The sequence below is a fragment of the Citricoccus nitrophenolicus genome, assembly GCF_047305825.1.
Taxonomy (GTDB): Bacteria; Actinomycetota; Actinomycetes; order Actinomycetales; family Micrococcaceae; genus Citricoccus; species Citricoccus nitrophenolicus.
Map to the genome: position 1 here is coordinate 3,306,093 of NZ_CP063070.1, position 17,958 is coordinate 3,324,050.

Sequence of the window (17,958 nt, forward strand, 5' to 3'; positions counted from 1 at the left end):
CACCATGCCCCAGCCAGGCGATCAGAGCCCGTCCGTCGACGGGATTGAGCAGGTCCGCGTCGCCCGGATCGGCAAGCCGCACGGCATCCGGGGGGAGGTGACCGTGCAGGTCTACACGGACGAGCCGGGCGAGCGTTTCCTCCCCGGTGCCGGACTCATCGGCCGGCGGGGCGGCACAACCGGCGGACGTGACGGCGAGCTGACCGTGGTGCGGGCCCGGTGGAACAAGGACATCCTGTTGCTGGCCTTCGAGGGAGTCCTCACGCGCAACCAGGCAGAGGAGCTGCGCGGCACGGAGCTCTTCGCCGCCCCGGGCGGGGCCGGTGAGGACGATTCCTGGTATGAGGAGGACCTCGTGGGCCTGGCGGTGCTGGTGGGAGGCCGGCGCGTCGGTTCCGTGACGGGCCTGCAGACCGGTGAGTTCCAGGACCTGCTGGAGATCGGGGTGGACGGTGGTGCCGAGGTGCTGGTGCCCTTCGTGGACGAGATCGTTCCCGAGATCGATCCGGAGGCGGGCGTCATCACCCTCACCCCGCCGCCGGGTCTGCTGACCCTGAACGAGGAGTCCGGCGCCGCACCGGGCCAGGGGGACTCGGCATGAGGGTCGACGTCGTCACCATCTTCCCCGAGTACCTGGCCGCCCTGGACGTGTCCCTGATCGGCAAAGCGCGGCGGGATGGGCTGCTGGACATCAGGATCCACGACCTGCGCGAGCACACCGTGGACCGCCACCGCACGGTGGACGACACGCCCTACGGGGGCGGGGCCGGCATGGTGATGAAGCCCGAGCCCTGGGCCCTGGCTCTGGAGGGGATCGCCGTGGCCGGCGCGGAAGCCGCCGCCCCGACCGCACCGCAGGGTGCACGTCCCGTACTGCTGGTGCCGACGCCGTCGGGCACCTTGTTCCAGCAGGCTGTGGCCCAAGAGCTGTCCACTGCGGATCACCTGGTGGTGGCCTGCGGGCGCTACGAGGGTATCGACGAGCGGCTGTTCGAATGGGCCGGGGAGCACTTCGACGTCCGCCTGGTCTCCCTCGGCGACTACGTGCTCAACGGTGGGGAGGTGGCGGCGCTGGCCATGATCGAGGCCATCGGCCGGCTCGTGCCCGGCGTGGTCGGCAACCCGGAGTCCCTCGTGGAGGAGTCCCACAGCGATGGGCTGCTGGAGTACCCGGTCTACACCAAGCCGTCCTCCTGGCGCGGCCGCGAGGTCCCGGAGGTGCTGCTCTCTGGGGATCACGGGCGGGTCGCCGCCTGGCGGCATGACCAGCAGCTGGAGCGCACCCGGGCCCGCCGGCCCGATCTTCTCCCAGGAGACAAGACGGCCCCGCCTCTGGCATAATGTACAGCTGTGTCAACTGGACATCCGACCTGCCACAGGGGGCGGATGTCAACAGTGTGACCAACCGGCACCCATGAGGGGTTGTCCGGTCACCGGTTTCTGGCCCGCCCATCCCGACGCCTCCGCCACGGAGACACCGGCCGGCGAGCCGCAGATGACGTGAATGACCTGTGGCGTTCACCAGGAGTATCACCATGCATATTCTCGACTCCGTCGATGCCGCCGCGCTGCGCAGCGACGTTCCCGACTTCCGTCCCGGCGACACCGTCAAGGTGCACGTGAACATCATCGAGGGCAAGACCGCCCGCGTGCAGGTCTTCCAGGGCTTCGTCATGGGCCGCCATGGCCATGGCATCCGCGAGACCTTCCGCGTCCGCAAGGTGTCCTTCGGCGTGGGCGTGGAGCGCACCTTCCCGGTGCACTCCCCGGTCATCGACAAGATCGAGCTCGTCTCCCGCGGTGACGTGCGCCGCGCCAAGCTGTACTACATGCGTGATCGCCACGGCAAGGCCGCCAAGATCAAGGAGAAGCGCGACTTCTCGGCCACGCCGAAGTCGGCCAAGAAGGCCTGATCGGCCACACACCGAGGTGGGCGGACATGCCGCACGACTCGCCTGATCCTCAGCGCCGCGGGCGCCGGGCCCCCACCGGGGACCGGCGCCCGCGGCGTCGTGGTATCCGGGGCCCCTGGGTGTTCGCCGCGGTGGCCGTGGCCGTTGCAGCTGTCCTGGCCTCGGCCCTGGTGCGCAGCACGGTGGCCGATCCCTATCGGATCCCCTCCGGGTCCATGGAGCCGTTGCTGCTCCCGGGCGATCGCATCAGCGTGGACCGGTCGGCCTATGACGCCGCGCCCGTGCGCCGCGGTGACGTGGTGGTGGTGGACGGTGAGGGCAGTTTTGTGCCCTATGACTCTCGCCCGGCCGCGGCGAAGTCCGTGGACGTTGCGCTGCAGTGGCTCGGTCTGGCTCCGGACACCACAGCGGTGGTGAAGCGGGTGGCCGGCACTGGCGGGGACACCGTGTCCTGCTGCACCGGGGATGGTCTGCTCCAGGTCAACGGCGAGCCGGTTCAGGAGGACTACCTGGCCGAGCTACCGGCCTCCACGGTTCCCTTCACGGCCACCGTGCCCGAGGGGCGGCTGTTCCTGCTGGGAGACAACCGTCACCACTCCCTCGATTCCCGAGCCCTGCTGGGTGCCCCCGGCGGCGGCATGATCGCCGAGTCCTCGGTCGTGGGGCGAGTGACGGCCATCGCGTGGCCGCCGGCTCGACGCACCGACCTGGAACAGGTCGATGCCCTGTCCGGGCGGTAGAGTGACAGGCTGGACCAGCGGAGAGGACGGCAGGATGACGCAGGACAGCAGCCCGGCGAGACCGGCGCGGCCCCAGGGCGTCGCCGAACCCTCCGGGGGCCGCCGCCTCTGGCTGGCGGTTCGCGAGATCGTCCTGATCATCCTCATCACCATCCTCGCCTCGTTCCTGGTCAAGACCTTCCTGTTCCGGGCCTACTACATCCCGTCCGGCTCCATGGAGCAGACGCTGCAGATCAATGACAGGATCTTCGTCAACCTCCTGATCCCCGGTCCCTTCGAGGTGGAACGCGGTGATGTGGTGGTCTTCGAGGACACCAAGGGCTGGCTCGGGCAGCCCGCGCCGGTGGCGTCCAACCCCGTCCGGGACGCCCTCGAGTTCATCGGCCTGATGCCCAACTCCTCCGAGCAGCACCTCGTCAAGCGTCTGATCGGACTGCCGGGTGACCGGGTGCAGTGCTGTAGCGCCGAGGGGGAGCTCACCGTCAACGGGGCCCCGGTCGAGGAGCCGTACCTGTATCCCGGCTCAGCGCCGTCCGACATCCCCTTCGACGTCACCGTGCCCGAGGGGCATGTCTGGGTCATGGGGGACCACCGGGACGCCTCGGCCGACTCGCGCATGCACCAGGATGGCCCCGGTGGCGGCTTCATCAGCCTCGATGACGTCACCGGACGCGCCGAGGTCATCGCCTGGCCGCTCTCCAGGTGGGGGGACGCCGGGGGAGACCGTGACGTCTTCGAGCAGGTCCCGGACCCGGAGGCGGCCCGGACCGGGTCCGAATGACGGCCAGGACAGCACGGCCGGCTCCGGTGATGCCGGATCTGGCGCTGGAGCATTCGCTCGCCGCGGCTCGGCGAGCGGAGATGGCTACGGAGGGTGGAGCGCTGCTCGTCGCCGGCATGGACGAGGTCGGCCGCGGCGCGTTGGCCGGTCCGGTGAGCGTCGGCGTGGTGGTGGTCAAGTTGCCCGACGACGGCCCCCATCCGGCCGTGCGTGACTCCAAGGCCCTGAGCGCCAAGCGCCGGACGGCGCTGGTCCCGGAGATCCTCTCCTGGGGTGCCGCGTCCGCCGTCGGGCACGCCGAACCGGCGGAGATCGACCGGTACGGGATCACCGCGGCCCTCGCCCTGGCGGGGCGACGTGCCTGGCACCGGGTGGCGGCGGACCTGGGCCGAATCCCGGATCTACTGCTCCTGGACGGGCGGGACAACTGGCTGCCGAAGGCGCCGGCCGCCCTGTGCGGGGCGCTGTCCCCGGGGCCCGGAGCTGTGCACCTGCAGGTCAAAGCCGATGCGACGTGTGCCTCGGTGGCGGCGGCCTCCATCCTGGCCAAGGTGGAGCGGGATGGGCTGATGAGTGGGCTCGCGGAGGCCTTTCCCGCCTATGGCTGGGAGGGCAACAAGGGGTACGGGGCCTCCGCGCACCGGTTGGCGATCGTGGACCAGGGGCCGAGTCCCTACCACCGGATGAGCTGGAACCTCGGCCTGGGGAGGCCCCCGGGCGGGGAGCAGGCAGAATGGACGGCATGAGCGGCGACGAACTCGAGAACTACGAATCCGAGATGGAGCTGCAGCTCTACCGGGAGTACCGCGACGTGGTGGGGCTCTTCCGCTACGTGGTGGAGACCGAGCGGCGCTTCTATCTTGCCAATGCAGTGGACGTGACGGCCCGCGCCGAGGGCGGAGAGGTGTTCTTCGAGGTCCTGCTCGAGGACGCCTGGGTGTGGGACATCTACCGGACTGCCCGCTTCGTCAAGCGGGTGCGGGTCCTCAGCTTCAAGGACGTCAACGTGGAGGAGCTTCCCCCGCGGGATGATCTGCAGCTGCCCCAGGACGGTCCGCCGGTCACCTGAGGGCGGGGTCATCCGAGGGGCTGCAAGGACCCGGCCGGCGCGCACCTCGGGCCGCATCTTCGGGACTGCATCTTCGGCCCAGGTTCCAGGCCGGTTCCTGCACAGTGCTCCGACGCGCCGTGCCCATCCACAGCGGGACCAACGCCGGCCCTGCGTCGGCGGGCATCCCCGCAGGATGGTGGGTGGAGGTGCATCTATGGAGCATGCGACACCGGCCGGGACGAGGCCGAAGGAATCATCAGCCCACACGGCACTGGGCCGATTCGGGGAGGACGTGGCCGCCCGGTGGCTGCAGGATCAGGGCTACGAGATCGTGGACCGGAACTGGCGCAGCCCGGACGGTGAGCTGGATCTGGTCGCCATCCATCAGGGGTGGTGGGTGGCCGTGGAGGTCAAGACCCGCCGTGGAACCGGGTACGGCCATCCCCTCGAGGCCATCACCCCGCGCAAACTGCGCCGGCTGTTCCGGCTGGCACAGCAGTGGGCCATCGCCCACCCGGAGTCACTGCGCCTGGCCGGATGGCGGATGGACGCGGTCGCCGTCCTGCTCCCCGCTGGCGGCGGACTGAGCGTCGAGGTGCTCAAGGACATCAGGCCATGAGCGGGACTCCGGTCATGGGACGCACTCTCGCGGTGGCGCTGACGGGCATGCACGGTCACCTCGTGGAGGTGGAGGCGGACATCGGTCAGACACTGCCGGGATTCGTGCTGCTCGGCCTGCCGGACCAGTCCCTGCAGGAGAGCCGGGACCGGATCAAGGCGGCGGCCCGGAACTCGGGACTGCCGCTGACGCGCCGCCACCTCACGGTGAACCTCGTGCCGGCAGCCCTGCACAAGCGGGGGCCGGGCTTCGACCTGTCAGTACCCTAGAGTAGACACATGGAGCAGTGCAACAAATCAGCTGCGGTTTATGTGCGAATCAGCCGGGATGCTGAGGGAACGGAAGCCGGCGTAGAGCGGCAAGAGGCCGATTGTCGAGCCCTAGCTGAAAGGATGGGGTTGCCTGTTGTACGTGTCTTCACTGATAACGACATCGGCGCGTCTGTGAAGTCCAAAAAGGCCCGTCCGTCTTATCGCGCCATGTTAGAAGCGGTACGTGCCGGAGAAGTTGCTGTGGTGCTGGCCTACTCCAACAGTCGAATTACCCGTCGGCCCATGGACTGGGAAGAGCTTATGAAGCTCTCAGAGTCCCACGGACTGGAAGTGCACACTGTCGTTTCCTCGTCCGCAAACTTTGCTACAGCTGATGGAAAGATGATTCTGCGCTATCTGGCTGCGAACGACGCTGCTGAGGCTGACCGGATCTCAGAGCGGGTCACTCGCGCCAAGCTGCAGAACGTCGAACAAGGAACCTACCGCGGCGGGCCGCGCCCGTTTGGTTACCAAGACGGCGGTATGGAGCTGCACGGTACCGAGGCAGATGCCGTGCGCGACGCATCTCGGCGACTACTTGCGGGGGAGTCGCTGCGTTCCATCGCTGCGGACCTAACTGCGCATGGGTTTACAGGTACTCGTGCTACGGACAAGCCCTTGTCCGCGATCCAGTTACGTGACATTCTCCTGCGTGCCAGAAATGCCGGATTGATGGAGCATCGTGGAAAGATCACCGGGCCGGCCGTTTGGCCCGCGATACTTGACGAGAGTGTTTGGCAAGCCGTCCGGTCCATACTTACGGACCCGTCTCGCCGGACTAACGCGGGGTCGAGTGTCCTGAAGCACCTCGGATCAAGTACCTATTGCTGCGGGCGGTGTGGTGCCAAATTGAAGGCGTCCCGGTCATCTGGAGGCTATCTTGTCTACCGGTGCAGGGACCACGCCCACCTTGCCAGGCGAATGGAACCCATTGATGAGCTTGTCCGTGACGTAGTTGTACTTCGGTTGCGCAAAGCCGGCTTGACTTTATTGTCATCTGGACGGGCCACAGACCAGCAGGCTGAGGCCCTGCGGGACCGTATCACTGGGCTTAGGGCCCGCAGGGAACGGCTTCCCGTGGATTATGCTGACGGACTCATGGACGGTCATCAATTGAAAGCAGCCGGAGAGCGAATTGATGCTCAGCTGTCCGAAGCCGTATCTGAACTGGGAGTTCAGGCCTCCACCAGTTCGTTGGCGGACGTAGTCAAGGCACCGGACCCGGGAGACGCCTTTCTGAACGCTGCGATCGGCAAACAGCGCGCTGTTTTGAACGCGCTGGTGACAGTTACTGTCCACCCGGGCAGACGCGGCCGCCCAAAAGGCTGGAATGGCGGGCCCTACTTGGATCCTCAGTCAATACATTTCGATTGGAAAGCTGGTTCGGCCGACTGAGGCTTGCGAGAAAAAGTGCTTTGGATGGCGACGGGACCGGTCTGAGTATCCGATGTCGACTGCGGTACCCATGCACATCGACGAGGCGACCTTTCGTGGTGGTATCCGCGGTGAACAGTCTGGCGCTTTCCGACCGTGTGCTCCTCATGCGCGCGCTTAGTCGCACTCGAACCCTGTGTGTACTGATTCGACTACATGTCTGATCATGGCCGGGTATCACGAGCCAGTTGCTTGGCCCAATCACTCGTTCAGCTAAGACTCCATTCCTCCACAGGTTTCCAAATAGGCGAGTTTATGCACAGTGCAGCTCTGCACGGGCTCCTTCACCTCGTACTTCTCGCATACTTGCAATTACCAGAATTTGCGCGGTACGGATCAGGGCGCTCGTATTTCCTTGTGCAGGTCAACGAGGAGTTTCATGAGCCGAAACCGGAAGCAGGCGGTTGGCTAAGCGTGTGCTCCGAACAGACGAGGAAGAAGGTGCTTGGTGGACGATCCAACCCGCCAGACTCCTGCTGTGGGGGAACCCGCATCTTACCGATATCTTACGTCTCGACATTTGACTGAGGCTTCGGCGCATCGCGTCAGGATCGTCCAACCCTGGATGAGGCGAGGCAAGCTCGATGCCTACGGAACGGAGCAATCTATTCGTTACGTTGAGGCTGAAGCGACCGAGGTGTTTGGCACCGTGGATTCCTCCGAGCTAAGAGCAGCCTATGTGTCAAGCGTCGTCGCCATGGCTCCGCCATTGACACAGGACCAGATAGGCCATGTCACGTCACTCCTTCGTTCCGAGAGTGAGGACTGCGAGTAAAACCGAGTAGGCATTCCCCCATGCGACAACACAACTCATATCAAACTTGTCCCCTACCCGTGCAACGGTAGAGACCAGGAAAACGAAGGAGGGAACTTCATCATGATCTGGCTATACATCATCGCTCTAGCGGCGGCCGTCGCCATCCTGGTCGCCTTCGCCACTCGACCCATCAGTTTCGCGCTGGGCCTCATCCAGACTCTGTCCTTTCTTGCCCTGGCTTTCGGACTCTTCGGCTGGTTCATCATTCTTCCGGACCCGATATTCCTCTGGTACATCGGTGGAGGTGGGGGCGTCTGGCTGTTGACCCTGGTGCTACGCGGGTCCAGGGCGTCGTGAGCTGGTTGCCCCGCAAACGGTAGTAGTCCTGTCTGTCGTACTCGTTGGATCTTTCGGACACACGCGCTGGTCTGGTTGGGCGAACTACGGTCATCCGATGAAAGGACAACCCGTGGCAATCGCGACAACTCCCTCGGTCCAGTTCAAATGTGGGCATTCCGAGGCCAAAGGCCTCTCTTCCACGCCTCCTGGTAAACGCAAGGCCAAGGCCTTCGGGCTGGGGCGGAACTTCGTCTGTTTCCGGTGCTTCAAGGCGTCTCGACGCGATGAGTTCGACAAGCACAACCAGGACCAACTGATCCAGGCGCAGGGGTTCGATGAGGAGCATGGCCTGCCTGAACTGACCGGTTCTGACAGGCAGGTGCGTTGGTCGACCACCGTTCGCTACCAGGTGCTCACTGAGCTCATCGACGCTGCCGAAACGCAACCGAGGCCCTTTGACGCTGAACAAATCATCGAGGTCGCCAAGGCTCTGGTTCGGGCCGGCTGGTGGTTGGACAACACCAACGACAAGGACCTGGACGTCGATGACCTCCTCACCCTGATTACCACAGCGGTCGACGAGGACAACCTCGTCGCCACGGAGAACCCGTTCTGAGGCAACTATGACTATCCAGCGATCCATGACCACCCAGCCATCCCTGTTCCCCAAGGAGGACCCCATGATCACCATCAACGGCACTGAGGACTGTGTCCAGTGCAAACGAGCCACCGTCCTCCTGGACAAGGAGCAGGTCCCGTACGAGTACATCGACCTGGATCTTGAGAAGAACCAGGCCAAGCTGGCGGCCCTCCGCGCAGCAGGATTCCAACATGCGCCCGTTATCGAGACTTCCACCGAACGCTTCACCGGGTTCGACCCGGACCGGATCAAGAAGGCCGCGGCCGAGGTACGGGAGTACCTGATGACTACGGCGCCCGAGCTGACTTCTCCACAGCTCTCTACTGGCTGACCGCACTCAGATACTGCGCTATCCGCACGCGGCCAGTGCTCACCGGATCTCGGTGATCACTGGCCGTTCTCGTTGACACACACTCGACCTTTAATCAGCGAACTTCTGGTGACATCCCACCCCTGCCCCTTGGAGGAGAAGCATCATGGCTGCGGTTAGCACCCTCTGGCTCAACGCAAAGGTCACCATCGTCGACCGCACCGGCACCCGCGTACGGGCAGGCTCCCTCGAAGCCGCCACGGCCAAGCTCGCCGATTACCCTCACCAGTCCGCGCCCCTGTTGGCGCTGGCCGAGTCGCATGCCTCTGATCCCGGTTTCAGCCCCGGGGCGTGGCAGCTGGCGCAGGGTCAACTCGCACCGGCGTCCGGTGGTGAGGTGCCGGACTATTGGCTGGAGTATTCCGACTTTCACATAGCCGATGCCGACGGCCAGCCCCTGTCCACGGTGACTATGGACAACTTGTCCACCATCGGACAGAACATGGCCACCCGCTCCGGGCACGAGATCGAGATCCAGACCCAGCTGCCCGGGGTGCGCACCCACCGATACGTCCCCGCCGTCGCCCTGGACGCCGCGCCGTCCAAGCTGAGCGTGCACAGCACGGGTGCGGCCCCGCTGACCGGTGCGATGAAACCCCCCGCGCCTGCCTCGGCTGCGACAGTCTCCCATCCTCCGGCGTCTGCAGCCCAGGCGTTCGCTACGCGCACTCAGAGCCGCCGGGAAGCCCTCCGCCCGGCACACACCGGGTGGCGCGGCGCCCTGAACAGCTCGCTCGGGCTGCGCCTGGCACCGGGCGCCGGTGAGCGGCGCGTCCGTGCGTTGAACGCCACCGTGCAGCAGGGCCTACCCGGTCACCGCACGGCCGTGGTCGTGAACATCAAGGGCGGGGCCTCCAAGACCACCGCGACCTATCTACTGTCCGCCACCCTGGGCCGCGTCCGGGGTGGGATGGTGCTGGCCTGGGACAACAACGAGAACGCCGGAAATCTGGGGGACCGGGCCTTCCCGGCCGCACACTCCAACACCGCACTGGACCTGCTGGAGCACATCGAGGACTTCACCACCCCGGAGCACGCCGACCAGTTGACCGGCTACGTCCGCCCGCAAGGCGAGAACAAGTTCCACGTGCTGGCCTCCCAGAACGAGGCCGGGACCAAGGAAGTCATCGACGCCACAGCCTTCCGTCGGATGCACGCCGCGCTGCGCCAGTTCTACCAACTGGCCATCGTGGATACCGGCAACGCCTCCACCGCCCCGACCTGGCAGGCCGCCGTCGACGTGGCCGACGTGCTCGTGGTGGCCATCTCCAACAAGGAAGACGCCGCACGCCGGGCCTTCACCACCATCGACGCCCTCCGCAATGAGGGCTATGCGGAGAAGCTGGCCAACGGGGTCGCCATCATCACCCAACCGCGCACCGCCTCCACCCAGCGCCTGGTCGAGATCCAGAACAGCCTCGCGGGTCTGGTCCGCTCCGTAGTCGTGGTGCCCTATGACCGCACCCTGGACGACGGCGGAGAGATCATCTGGGAGGCCCTGGCCCCACGGACTCGACAGGCCTACCTGCAGGCCACCGCAGCTGTCCTGGAGGGCATGTGAGCCGATGCTAAGCAAGACCGTGGCAGGCTCCGGGTGCCTGGGCACAGCACTACTGGGGCTGATTTTCGGTGTTGTCCTGCTGCTGCTCACCCTGGCGATGTTCGACGGCCCCGCCGCCGAGGGTGGGGTCTGCCGCCCCGAGGTCGGGACCGGATCCGTGCCCAGTGAATACCGCCAAGCCATCGCCACCGCGGCGGATCACTCAGGGCTGCCCGAAGCCGTGCTAGCCGCCCAGATCAACCAGGAATCCCGCTGGGACCCCACCGCGGTCTCCCCGGTCGGTGCTCAGGGCCTGACCCAGTTTATGCCCGCCACTTGGGCCCAGTTCGGTGACGGGGCCGACCCTTTCGACCCCTTCGCCGCCATCGCCGCCCAAGGCCGGTACATGAAGCACCTGCGCGCACAGGTCGCCCCGCTGGCCCAGAACGAGAACGAGACGATCCGACTCACCTTGGCCGCCTACAACGCCGGACCGAGTGCAGTGATCAAGCAACAGGGCATCCCCCCGTTCCAGGAGACCCAGCAGTACGTCCAGAAGATCACCACCGCCGCCGGCGGGACCGGCGGCGCCGGCCTCTGCGACTCCCTGGGTGAGCTCAGCGTCGAAGGCGTCCGCGTCGACGACTACCCCTACCGTGAGCCCGTCGGCGTCGACGGCTGGAGCCATGCCCGCAGCCTGTTCGGCCACACCCAGCGTCAGTGCACCGACTTCGTGATGTGGCGCATCAACCAGTCCCTGGGCTGGAGCCACGGCGAGGACGCTCCGCCGTTCACCTTCGCCGCCCTCGGTGTGGGCTATGGCCCCGGCCAATCCGGGGCGGGCTCGTGGAAGGACATCCTCACCCAGGCCGAGGGCGTCAACTTCCACACCAGCGACCCTCGCCCCGGAGACATCGCTTGGTGGGGCTACGACGATATTGGCGGCGGCTACGGGCACGTCGGCTTCGTCGCCGCCGTCGAGGGCGACACGGCCACCATCGAGCATTACAACCTCGCCACTCCCAACACCTACTCGGTGACGAACACCCCGGTCGGCGAGGTCCCCGGATTCATTCGACTACCCGCCGCCTCCCAGGAATAGGTCAGCTCATGCGCACCACCCGATTCACTCTCATCCTCTTCAGCCTCGTGGCACTTGTCGTCCTGCTGACCATTGGGATCGTTTACGCCTTGAACCGGTCCGCCGAGCCAGATGCCGCCGAGGCCACCCCGACCACAGTGGAGACCGCCACCGCGCGGTCAGCTGGTCCGACGGACGCTGCCACCGGAAGCGCCTGGGAAACCACCACCCGTGCCCCAGTGCTTCCCAGTTCTTCCATGCGCTCGACCACGCAGCTGGATCGCAAAGCGATGTCCGCCGAGGAGCTCGTGACAACGGCTGCTCAGGTGATGACTACGTGGGACACCAGAATCGACGTGTCACCCACCGACGGCTACCGCCGTGCCTTGCCGCTGTTCGTGGATGAGTACAAGGATATCTTCGTCGTCCCCGTTAAACCGGCCTTGCCTGAGGACTGGTGGGAAGCTGCTGAGCATGACGCCACGAGCACCCCTCAGGTGCAGATCACCGACACTTATCCACAGGGCGAAACCACGGTCTACTACGTTGTCGCACACTGGACGTGGGAATCCGACGACGGGTTCGAGCTCAAAGCCGGACCTACCCACATGACGTTTCAGGTTGCACAAGACGACATCGGTTTTGTCATTGAGAACTGGACCCAAGGTCAACTTCAGTGACACCCAGACCCACCCGGCTGAAGGAATACCATGAGCGACAATCTGTACCCATCTGATGGACTTGACCAGGTTCTTGCATGGTTGCGCGCTGTCAATCCCACCGACTTAAACCTTGCGAAACATGTGGACCCAAGGACTCGCGCGAAGAGGGAGACTTCATTCGGTGTCTACAACGCCACCTCCGACCCGCGCCACGAGGTTGCCAGCGTCCGCGACTATCCGAATGAAACCAGTGGCGTGCCTCAGTGGCTATGCGAGAGCCCCAAGACGATTCGGCTCGTCCGTCTCGGAGCCGTTCCGCTATCAAGCTGGCTCATCAGCATCGACCGTGAGACAGACTGGTTCACCCTGGCCGACAAGCATTTCGAGTTGCAGTTGGAGAATCCGTACACCCGACTCATTTCGCCCACCATGATGCGCGAGGCCGTGACCCAGGCACACTGCCGAGGAGCCGAGGTCGTCACTCACGCCGAGCTCAGTCCCGGCCGAGACCAAGGGACTGTGTCTTGTGGACTCGCTGCCCTCTACATTTCCAGCGACCATGACCCCACCCTGATCCTCGACGTCGCCGAGATCTTCGGGGGTATCGTCCCCGAACCGATGACCGGCCCTAATACGGTTCCCGCTCGCCATGCAGCAACCGACCCGGACAGGGTGTACTTCGGCTGGGAATGGTTCAGTATGTTCTGGCCAGACGCCCCCTATTCTTTTGGTCCGTCCACCGGTTGAAGATCCCACGTGCACTGACGATTTGACACTGCGAGTGGTCTAGATGGTTGATATCGTCATGCTGTCCATCCTTCCGGAATCAAACAGCAGCGACATGAAACCTGGGACGGTTCACACTGGGATACGACCCGGCCACACTTGCCGGAATGCTCGCAACCTCGATGACCGCCGACGCACAGCTACCATCGTGGCATGGCGGAGAAACGGCGAGCTTCGGAGCGCAGGCATGACGCCCGGTTGATCTACGAACACGGCTGGGTAGAAGACTGCAACATGACATGGAGTCCGGACCTGGCGCAGAGATGGACCCCGAGTCTTTCGAACAGCCCCGCCGGAAGATCCGCAGGCTCGGGCCTCAGACTGCGCGCGAGGGAAACCTATCTGAGGTCCTGAAAGAAAACGCCGACCTCATGCGGCTTCTGGCTGACGACCGACAGCCGATGAAGTTCCACGTTCATACGTCCAGAGCCGCCGCCAACCGCTCGATGAGCTCGACGTGGGCAGGCAGGATTCCGGATGCTGGTGGAGGTGAAATTAAATGCCCGCCGACCTGCTCCACCCACTCTCTGGCTGCCGAGGACCGGTATGTGTCGTCGTCCAGCCAAACGAACTTTCCTGATGGTCGCCGTCCGGCCTGATCACGGGCGATGGCGGCGAGCTTCCACGAGTAGGCGAGGGCCTGGCCCTGCTTGGGCACCAACGCCGGCCAACCGACGCCGTCCAAGCCAAGCAGTTCGGCGACATCTTTCGAGAGGTGCGGTTGCCAACTGGTGCTCCAGTGAAAGCGAACGCGGCCGCTGGCCTCCAGCGCGTTCAGTCGGTCGATCAGCTCCGGGGCGTACGGAATGGGCATGGAACCGTACGCCAGGATCGAATAGCCACCCCTCCAGCCACCCTGCTCGGGCGGCAAGGGGTCGCCTTCGTTCGGCAAGGGCAAAAGCGTGCCGTCAATGTCCAAGTAGACCGTAAGCCTCTTAGCCATCAGCCCCGCCGCACGTTCATCAACCGCCAGCCCTCAGGCACTTGACCCCGTAACTCGGCGAATCCTTCTTCGGAGTTGTCCGCCTCAACGGAGATCTCACTGACCTTCCGCTCCGCGATCCCGGTCTGGTCCGTCGGGATGGGTTCGATAATGGCGACAAGGTTCACTCCAACAGCTTAGATCGAGAGTGATGGTCGGACGGGCCGGCGGTCAGGCAGACTGGTCGCATGTGTGGACGCTACGTGATGGCCAGGGCGCTGGGGGACCTGGTGGCCGATGCTGGTGCTGTCGAGCCAAAGGAAAGCCTGGAACTTCGGGAGAGCTGGAACGTGGCTCCGACCGCGGATGTTCCGATCGTTCTGGAACGAACCGAGGGCGACCAACCGGTGCGGGAAATCCATGTGGCCCGATGGGGGTTGGTCCCGCCATGGGCCAAGGATGTGTCTGTCGGCTCTCGGACGTTCAACGCCCGGTCCGAGACGGTGACCGAGAAGCCGACCTTCCGGGCCGCGGTGAAGGCCCGACGTTGTGCGGTACCCGTTGACGGCTACTACGAATGGCTCAAGCCCGGCCCCGGTGCCCCGAAGTCAGCCAAGAAGCGGCCCTTCTATATCCGGCCCCAGGACGGCCGGCCGATCTACTTCGCCGGGCTGTATGAGTGGTGGAAGGACGGATCCCTGACGGAGGATGACCCGGGTCGGTGGCTGCTTAGCTGCACCATCCTGACCGGCCCGTCGCCGGAAGCTGACAGCGGGGACGACACCTTGGACCAACTTCATGGCTTGCATGACCGGCTGCCACTGCCGATGGACCGGGAGACCATGGACTCTTGGCTGGAACCGCAGAAGCTGGCCTCAGCCGAAGCTGCCGGCCACCTGGTGGACCAGGTTCGTGAGCAGGCCAACGGCACGGCTTCAGCGTGGGTGCTGGATGAGGTGGGCACCGCAGTGGGCAACGTCCGCAACAACGGTCCGGAGCTGATCGAGCCAATCGTCTGAGCCCAGGCCAGGAGCGGAAGCCCGACTACCGCCGCTGCTCATCTACCAGATCCGAGACCATGCCGCCGGACTCGACCGGGGCGGGTAGCGTTCGAGGCCCGATCGTCGCCGCCGGAGTTATGCGCTCATCACTGAACAACTGCTGAATTACGGTCAGGCCGCTCTCCTCGGAGCCGGTGCGATTCGGTACGCGTGGTGACGGCATGCCACACACCATGCACCACACGGGCCATAGTGGCTCTTATCCCGTCCGCGCTGAACCGTACCGTTACCCGGAGTGCTTCCCGCCGCCGCAGCCAACCGCCCCTTCCTAGACGGCTGGCTCATCAACGCACGCATCAATTTTGGGCAGGAAACTTGGGAACAATCACGCAATCAGTCGCCGTCACACTTACCACCGCTGGGGTGCCGATGGGCCTCGAAATGGACGGTCGGACTTACTCGATCGCAGCCGAACCGGTGCGCTGGTACGAGCGGCGCAAATGGTGGAAAGAGGAACATCGGGTCTATCGAGGCCTCGGCGCCGGCATGGTGGACCGGGAAGTCTGGCGGCTGCAGGTCCGCTTGGGCAGGGCTCGTGGAGCACTGCACACCGTCGACCTGGCCCGCCATGAACATTCAGGCCGATGGGAGTTGATTCGGATGCTCGATGGGCGAGGCAGGGAACTCAGGGAGAGTACTTGAGGGGAGGGGCCTTCGTGCGGCCTTGGGACAACATGGAGGCTTGGGTCTAGTCCTTAGACGGCTTTCCCAAAGCTATCCACAATTGCACGAGCGAAATGACATTGGTGTCATCTACTCTCGTGGACTTGTTCTCAAGCGCGGAAAGCCCTGGACAATCCGGGGTGGGATCGGCCCAGGGCTCGCGCAGATGACGCAACCACTGTGCCGCAAGGGGATCCTCAACCGGAACGGCGGATTCCAGTCATTCTTGCGACACCGAGGGAGGGAGTTGTCATGGTCGGCGAGGCAAGCCGGGCACAACACCGGACGGGGACCGCGGGACGCTGCGCGAGGGATGATGGGGTCCGGCCTGGCCAGCGGCTGGTTGCTCATGCGTCGAATCTGGCTCCTTCCAGGCGCGGCCGGCGGAGGGCGATCAGCAACAGAACGAGCTGCCCCGGGGGGAAGAAGGCCAGGAGCGCCCACCAACCGGTGAGGTTGGAATCGTGGAGGCGTCGCACCGCCACCGTCAAGCCTGGGATGAGCGTGAGGAGGAGCCAGAGGTCGGCGACGAGCAGCGAGAAGGCACCGAGGGGAGAACCGGGAGAATCTGCTGAATGCCAGGACATGAGCTCGAGGTCCGCGAACAGCGATGAACCGAAGGGCCCAAGGAAAAGCGTTGGCTGCGGCGGGGCGCCGCCGACCGCAGCGGGCACCATGATCTGGCTGGTGGCCAAAACGGCGACGTTCACGAGCATCCACCACCAGTACTCTCCACGACTTGCCCGCCCACGCAGACGAAAGGCGTTGGCCGCGAACCTCCACATGGCCACACCGAGGGAGGCACCCGGAAGCGGGGCTCTTGGCGAGGTCTCCAACGCAGTAAAGGCCATGTCGTGACCCTACTGCCGGTGTCGTGCGTGGACGCGAACGTCCGCATGAAGTGACAGCCACGCGCTCCAAAGCGGTTTCGGTTGCAGAACGACTTACGGCGCCCGATCGATGGACCCGACCCGTCGAAGGCTATATGTGTGACGATTCTGGCCCGCAGATGGATCCCTCACAGAAACTTGGATTGCTTCCGAACTGTTGGCCTCATGCCTTGGGTGGATGTTGCGTTATGCCCGCCGGGATAGCCTCGGGGCATGGGACGGGCGGCGGAGGGGAACACTGTGGGTAGGCGATCGGGCAGGCTTCTACGGGTGGTGCTCGCTGCCGCTGTGGTGGCGGGGAGCCTGGCGGGGTGTTCGCAGGCGCCGACGTCGAGGATCGTGACGGACTCGGGTGAAGAGAAGACCATCAGTTGGGCGGACTATCCCGGGCACGCGGGCACCGACGCCGAAGACGTCCTTGCCGCCCCTACCCCGGAGCAGACGGAGCGCCGGGCGCAGGCGATCATGGGCGAGATCGAGGTGCTCCTGAGCCGGGACCACGGGTTCCAGTGGAGCACCGACGGGGATGCGGCCGACTGGTACCCCCAGACCGGGAACGGGTACGGAGGCGAGTCCCTTCTGGTGACCTACAACTCCCAGTCCCGCGTCAGCGATGGCGTGCCGGATGGGCCCGCTGCCTGGCGAGAGGTCCTGGCCGACATCGACGGTGTACTGACCGGACACGGGCTGGACCCGGTGGTCCTGGACCACGAATCCTCCCCCTACCTTGATGACGCCCAATGGCAGGAGGAACTGCACCAGCGGTTCGGGACCACGGATCCCGACGAGTACTGGCAGTGGAACGCCACCTCCTACAGCGACTCCCAGTGGCTGAACGTCACCTTGACGGATACCACCAAGGACGCCACCGGACGCGCCGCAGATGAGGCCCGCCAGCACGGATGGCCCCTGCGCGCGGTGGGCCTGTCCTTCGGCGCCACCACCGTCCCGGCAGAGCAACGCGACGAGTTCCGACGGGCCCTCGAACCGTTCACCGGCCTGGACAAGCCCGAGCCCACCACCTCTGACTGAAAACACAGACAGGCACGGACGACGCCTATGGCCTCGTTGCAGCCGGGGAGACGACTGAATGACCGAAGGAGGGCCCATGGCTGACTGGGAGATCGAGATCCCGGGGGATGCGCCGGAACACGACCCGGCCCACGAGGCGATTGAAGCTCGGCTCGCAGCAAGCTCGGAGCAGGCGTTGCTGGCCCAAGAGGCGATGCGCGCGGCCGAACGGGAACTGTCCTCCCTGGTGAAAGAGGCGGTAGCCGCCGGGATCCCGGTGCCCAAGGTAGCGGCCCTGTCACGGGTGACCACCGACGATATCCACCGCGTCCTCGAGCGGGGCAGCCTCTACTGATCGATCCAACCTGAGGTGGCATCGAATTTGCG

22 protein-coding genes and 1 pseudogene are annotated in these 17,958 nt (G+C 65.1%); 21 read left to right on the top strand and 2 right to left on the bottom strand.

Annotated elements, in window-relative coordinates; translation table 11 throughout:
- Window positions 1-4 precede the first annotated feature (4 nt).
- The 17 genes and pseudogenes from rimM (at window position 5) to IMT31_RS15045 (ending at window position 12,985) form a co-directional block, all read left to right on the top strand.
- On the top strand, window positions 5-601 hold the full coding sequence (rimM, locus tag IMT31_RS14965; protein ID WP_413543271.1) for a ribosome maturation factor RimM: 597 nt from the start codon (window positions 5-7) through the stop codon (window positions 599-601).
- The gene (gene trmD / locus IMT31_RS14970; protein WP_345356926.1) at window positions 598-1,341 is read left to right on the top strand and encodes a tRNA (guanosine(37)-N1)-methyltransferase TrmD; all 744 of its coding nucleotides are present in this window, start codon (window positions 598-600) and stop codon (window positions 1,339-1,341) included. The genes rimM and trmD overlap by 4 nt, the downstream gene beginning before the upstream one ends.
- 194 nt (window positions 1,342-1,535) lie before the next feature.
- The gene (gene rplS, locus IMT31_RS14975; RefSeq protein ID WP_345356930.1) at window positions 1,536-1,913 is read left to right on the top strand and encodes a 50S ribosomal protein L19; all 378 of its coding nucleotides are present in this window, start codon (window positions 1,536-1,538) and stop codon (window positions 1,911-1,913) included.
- 26 nt (window positions 1,914-1,939) lie between these two features.
- Complete coding sequence (lepB, locus tag IMT31_RS14980) at window positions 1,940-2,653, top strand: signal peptidase I (RefSeq protein WP_413543272.1); 714 nt, start codon at window positions 1,940-1,942, stop codon at window positions 2,651-2,653.
- Window positions 2,654-2,687: 34 nt separating this feature from the next.
- Window positions 2,688-3,434 carry a signal peptidase I gene (gene lepB / locus IMT31_RS14985; RefSeq protein WP_345356936.1) on the top strand — a complete coding sequence of 249 codons (747 nt, stop codon included), beginning with the start codon at window positions 2,688-2,690 and terminating at the stop codon, window positions 3,432-3,434.
- 29 nt (window positions 3,435-3,463) lie between these two features.
- Complete coding sequence (locus tag IMT31_RS14990) at window positions 3,464-4,180, top strand: ribonuclease HII (protein WP_345356939.1); 717 nt, start codon at window positions 3,464-3,466, stop codon at window positions 4,178-4,180.
- Window positions 4,177-4,503: a DUF2469 domain-containing protein gene (locus IMT31_RS14995; protein WP_345356942.1), complete on the top strand. Its 327-nt coding sequence runs from the start codon at window positions 4,177-4,179 to the stop codon at window positions 4,501-4,503. The genes IMT31_RS14990 and IMT31_RS14995 overlap by 4 nt, the downstream gene beginning before the upstream one ends.
- 196 nt (window positions 4,504-4,699) lie before the next feature.
- Window positions 4,700-5,104: a YraN family protein gene (locus tag IMT31_RS15000; protein WP_345356945.1), complete on the top strand. Its 405-nt coding sequence runs from the start codon at window positions 4,700-4,702 to the stop codon at window positions 5,102-5,104.
- 14 nt (window positions 5,105-5,118) lie between these two features.
- Window positions 5,119-5,367, top strand: a pseudogene (locus tag IMT31_RS15005) (magnesium chelatase domain-containing protein); the annotation flags it as partial.
- Between the two features lie 15 nt (window positions 5,368-5,382).
- Window positions 5,383-6,810 carry a recombinase family protein gene (locus IMT31_RS15010; protein ID WP_413543273.1) on the top strand — a complete coding sequence of 476 codons (1,428 nt, stop codon included), beginning with the start codon at window positions 5,383-5,385 and terminating at the stop codon, window positions 6,808-6,810.
- 916 nt (window positions 6,811-7,726) lie between these two features.
- A complete protein-coding gene (locus IMT31_RS15015; RefSeq protein WP_345356951.1) occupies window positions 7,727-7,963 on the top strand; it encodes a hypothetical protein in 237 nt (78 codons plus the stop codon).
- A gap of 112 nt (window positions 7,964-8,075) precedes the next feature.
- Window positions 8,076-8,561, top strand: coding sequence for a hypothetical protein (locus tag IMT31_RS15020; RefSeq protein WP_413543274.1), 486 nt, complete (start codon window positions 8,076-8,078; stop codon window positions 8,559-8,561).
- Between the two features lie 25 nt (window positions 8,562-8,586).
- Complete coding sequence (locus IMT31_RS15025) at window positions 8,587-8,916, top strand: glutaredoxin family protein (RefSeq protein ID WP_413543275.1); 330 nt, start codon at window positions 8,587-8,589, stop codon at window positions 8,914-8,916.
- A gap of 145 nt (window positions 8,917-9,061) precedes the next feature.
- Window positions 9,062-10,516: a MinD/ParA family protein gene (locus tag IMT31_RS15030; protein WP_413543276.1), complete on the top strand. Its 1,455-nt coding sequence runs from the start codon at window positions 9,062-9,064 to the stop codon at window positions 10,514-10,516.
- Window positions 10,517-10,520: 4 nt separating this feature from the next.
- Window positions 10,521-11,597: a transglycosylase SLT domain-containing protein gene (locus IMT31_RS15035; protein WP_413543277.1), complete on the top strand. Its 1,077-nt coding sequence runs from the start codon at window positions 10,521-10,523 to the stop codon at window positions 11,595-11,597.
- Window positions 11,598-11,605: 8 nt separating this feature from the next.
- Complete coding sequence (locus IMT31_RS15040) at window positions 11,606-12,256, top strand: hypothetical protein (RefSeq protein WP_413543278.1); 651 nt, start codon at window positions 11,606-11,608, stop codon at window positions 12,254-12,256.
- Between the two features lie 30 nt (window positions 12,257-12,286).
- Window positions 12,287-12,985: a hypothetical protein gene (locus IMT31_RS15045; RefSeq protein ID WP_413543279.1), complete on the top strand. Its 699-nt coding sequence runs from the start codon at window positions 12,287-12,289 to the stop codon at window positions 12,983-12,985.
- Window positions 12,986-13,439: 454 nt separating this feature from the next.
- On the opposite strand, the gene IMT31_RS15050 is transcribed toward IMT31_RS15045, so the two are convergent.
- Window positions 13,440-13,943, bottom strand: a complete 504-nt coding sequence (locus tag IMT31_RS15050; RefSeq protein WP_413543280.1) for an HAD domain-containing protein — start codon at window positions 13,941-13,943, stop codon at window positions 13,440-13,442.
- 251 nt (window positions 13,944-14,194) lie between these two features.
- Here IMT31_RS15050 and IMT31_RS15055 point away from each other — a divergent pair, with 251 nt between their 5' ends.
- Window positions 14,195-14,965, top strand: coding sequence for an SOS response-associated peptidase (locus tag IMT31_RS15055; RefSeq protein WP_413543281.1), 771 nt, complete (start codon window positions 14,195-14,197; stop codon window positions 14,963-14,965).
- Between the two features lie 357 nt (window positions 14,966-15,322).
- Window positions 15,323-15,649, top strand: coding sequence for a DUF6504 family protein (locus tag IMT31_RS15060; RefSeq protein WP_413543282.1), 327 nt, complete (start codon window positions 15,323-15,325; stop codon window positions 15,647-15,649).
- Between the two features lie 368 nt (window positions 15,650-16,017).
- On the opposite strand, the gene IMT31_RS15065 is transcribed toward IMT31_RS15060, so the two are convergent.
- Window positions 16,018-16,521, bottom strand: a complete 504-nt coding sequence (locus IMT31_RS15065; protein WP_115931370.1) for a DUF805 domain-containing protein — start codon at window positions 16,519-16,521, stop codon at window positions 16,018-16,020.
- A gap of 309 nt (window positions 16,522-16,830) precedes the next feature.
- Between IMT31_RS15065 and IMT31_RS15070 the strand changes: the two genes are divergently transcribed.
- Window positions 16,831-17,592, top strand: a complete 762-nt coding sequence (locus IMT31_RS15070; RefSeq protein ID WP_345354551.1) for a hypothetical protein — start codon at window positions 16,831-16,833, stop codon at window positions 17,590-17,592.
- Window positions 17,593-17,668: 76 nt separating this feature from the next.
- Entirely contained in the window at window positions 17,669-17,926 is a 258-nt protein-coding gene (locus IMT31_RS15075; protein WP_345354549.1) for a hypothetical protein, read from the top strand.
- Window positions 17,927-17,958 lie beyond the last annotated feature (32 nt).

Excerpts from the sequence above, each read along its gene's own strand:
- IMT31_RS14990 (WP_345356939.1), top strand. The coding sequence starts at position 3,464 with ATGCCGGATCTGGCGCTGGAGCATTCGCTCGCCGCGGCTCGGCGAGCG.
- trmD (WP_345356926.1), top strand. The coding sequence starts at position 598 with ATGAGGGTCGACGTCGTCACCATCTTCCCCGAGTACCTGGCCGCCCTG.
- IMT31_RS15015 (WP_345356951.1), top strand. The coding sequence starts at position 7,727 with ATGATCTGGCTATACATCATCGCTCTAGCGGCGGCCGTCGCCATCCTG.
- IMT31_RS15030 (WP_413543276.1), top strand. The coding sequence starts at position 9,062 with ATGGCTGCGGTTAGCACCCTCTGGCTCAACGCAAAGGTCACCATCGTC.
- IMT31_RS15055 (WP_413543281.1), top strand. The coding sequence starts at position 14,195 with ATGTGTGGACGCTACGTGATGGCCAGGGCGCTGGGGGACCTGGTGGCC.
- IMT31_RS15040 (WP_413543278.1), top strand. The coding sequence starts at position 11,606 with ATGCGCACCACCCGATTCACTCTCATCCTCTTCAGCCTCGTGGCACTT.
- rplS (WP_345356930.1), top strand. The coding sequence starts at position 1,536 with ATGCATATTCTCGACTCCGTCGATGCCGCCGCGCTGCGCAGCGACGTT.
- IMT31_RS15045 (WP_413543279.1), top strand. The coding sequence starts at position 12,287 with ATGAGCGACAATCTGTACCCATCTGATGGACTTGACCAGGTTCTTGCA.
- IMT31_RS15065 (WP_115931370.1), bottom strand. The coding sequence starts at position 16,521 with ATGGCCTTTACTGCGTTGGAGACCTCGCCAAGAGCCCCGCTTCCGGGT.
- IMT31_RS15035 (WP_413543277.1), top strand. The coding sequence starts at position 10,521 with ATGCTAAGCAAGACCGTGGCAGGCTCCGGGTGCCTGGGCACAGCACTA.
- lepB (WP_345356936.1), top strand. The coding sequence starts at position 2,688 with ATGACGCAGGACAGCAGCCCGGCGAGACCGGCGCGGCCCCAGGGCGTC.
- rimM (WP_413543271.1), top strand. The coding sequence starts at position 5 with ATGCCCCAGCCAGGCGATCAGAGCCCGTCCGTCGACGGGATTGAGCAG.
- lepB (WP_413543272.1), top strand. The coding sequence starts at position 1,940 with ATGCCGCACGACTCGCCTGATCCTCAGCGCCGCGGGCGCCGGGCCCCC.
- IMT31_RS15010 (WP_413543273.1), top strand. The coding sequence starts at position 5,383 with ATGGAGCAGTGCAACAAATCAGCTGCGGTTTATGTGCGAATCAGCCGG.
- IMT31_RS15025 (WP_413543275.1), top strand. The coding sequence starts at position 8,587 with ATGACCACCCAGCCATCCCTGTTCCCCAAGGAGGACCCCATGATCACC.
- IMT31_RS14995 (WP_345356942.1), top strand. The coding sequence starts at position 4,177 with ATGAGCGGCGACGAACTCGAGAACTACGAATCCGAGATGGAGCTGCAG.
- IMT31_RS15075 (WP_345354549.1), top strand. The coding sequence starts at position 17,669 with ATGGCTGACTGGGAGATCGAGATCCCGGGGGATGCGCCGGAACACGAC.
- IMT31_RS15000 (WP_345356945.1), top strand. The coding sequence starts at position 4,700 with ATGGAGCATGCGACACCGGCCGGGACGAGGCCGAAGGAATCATCAGCC.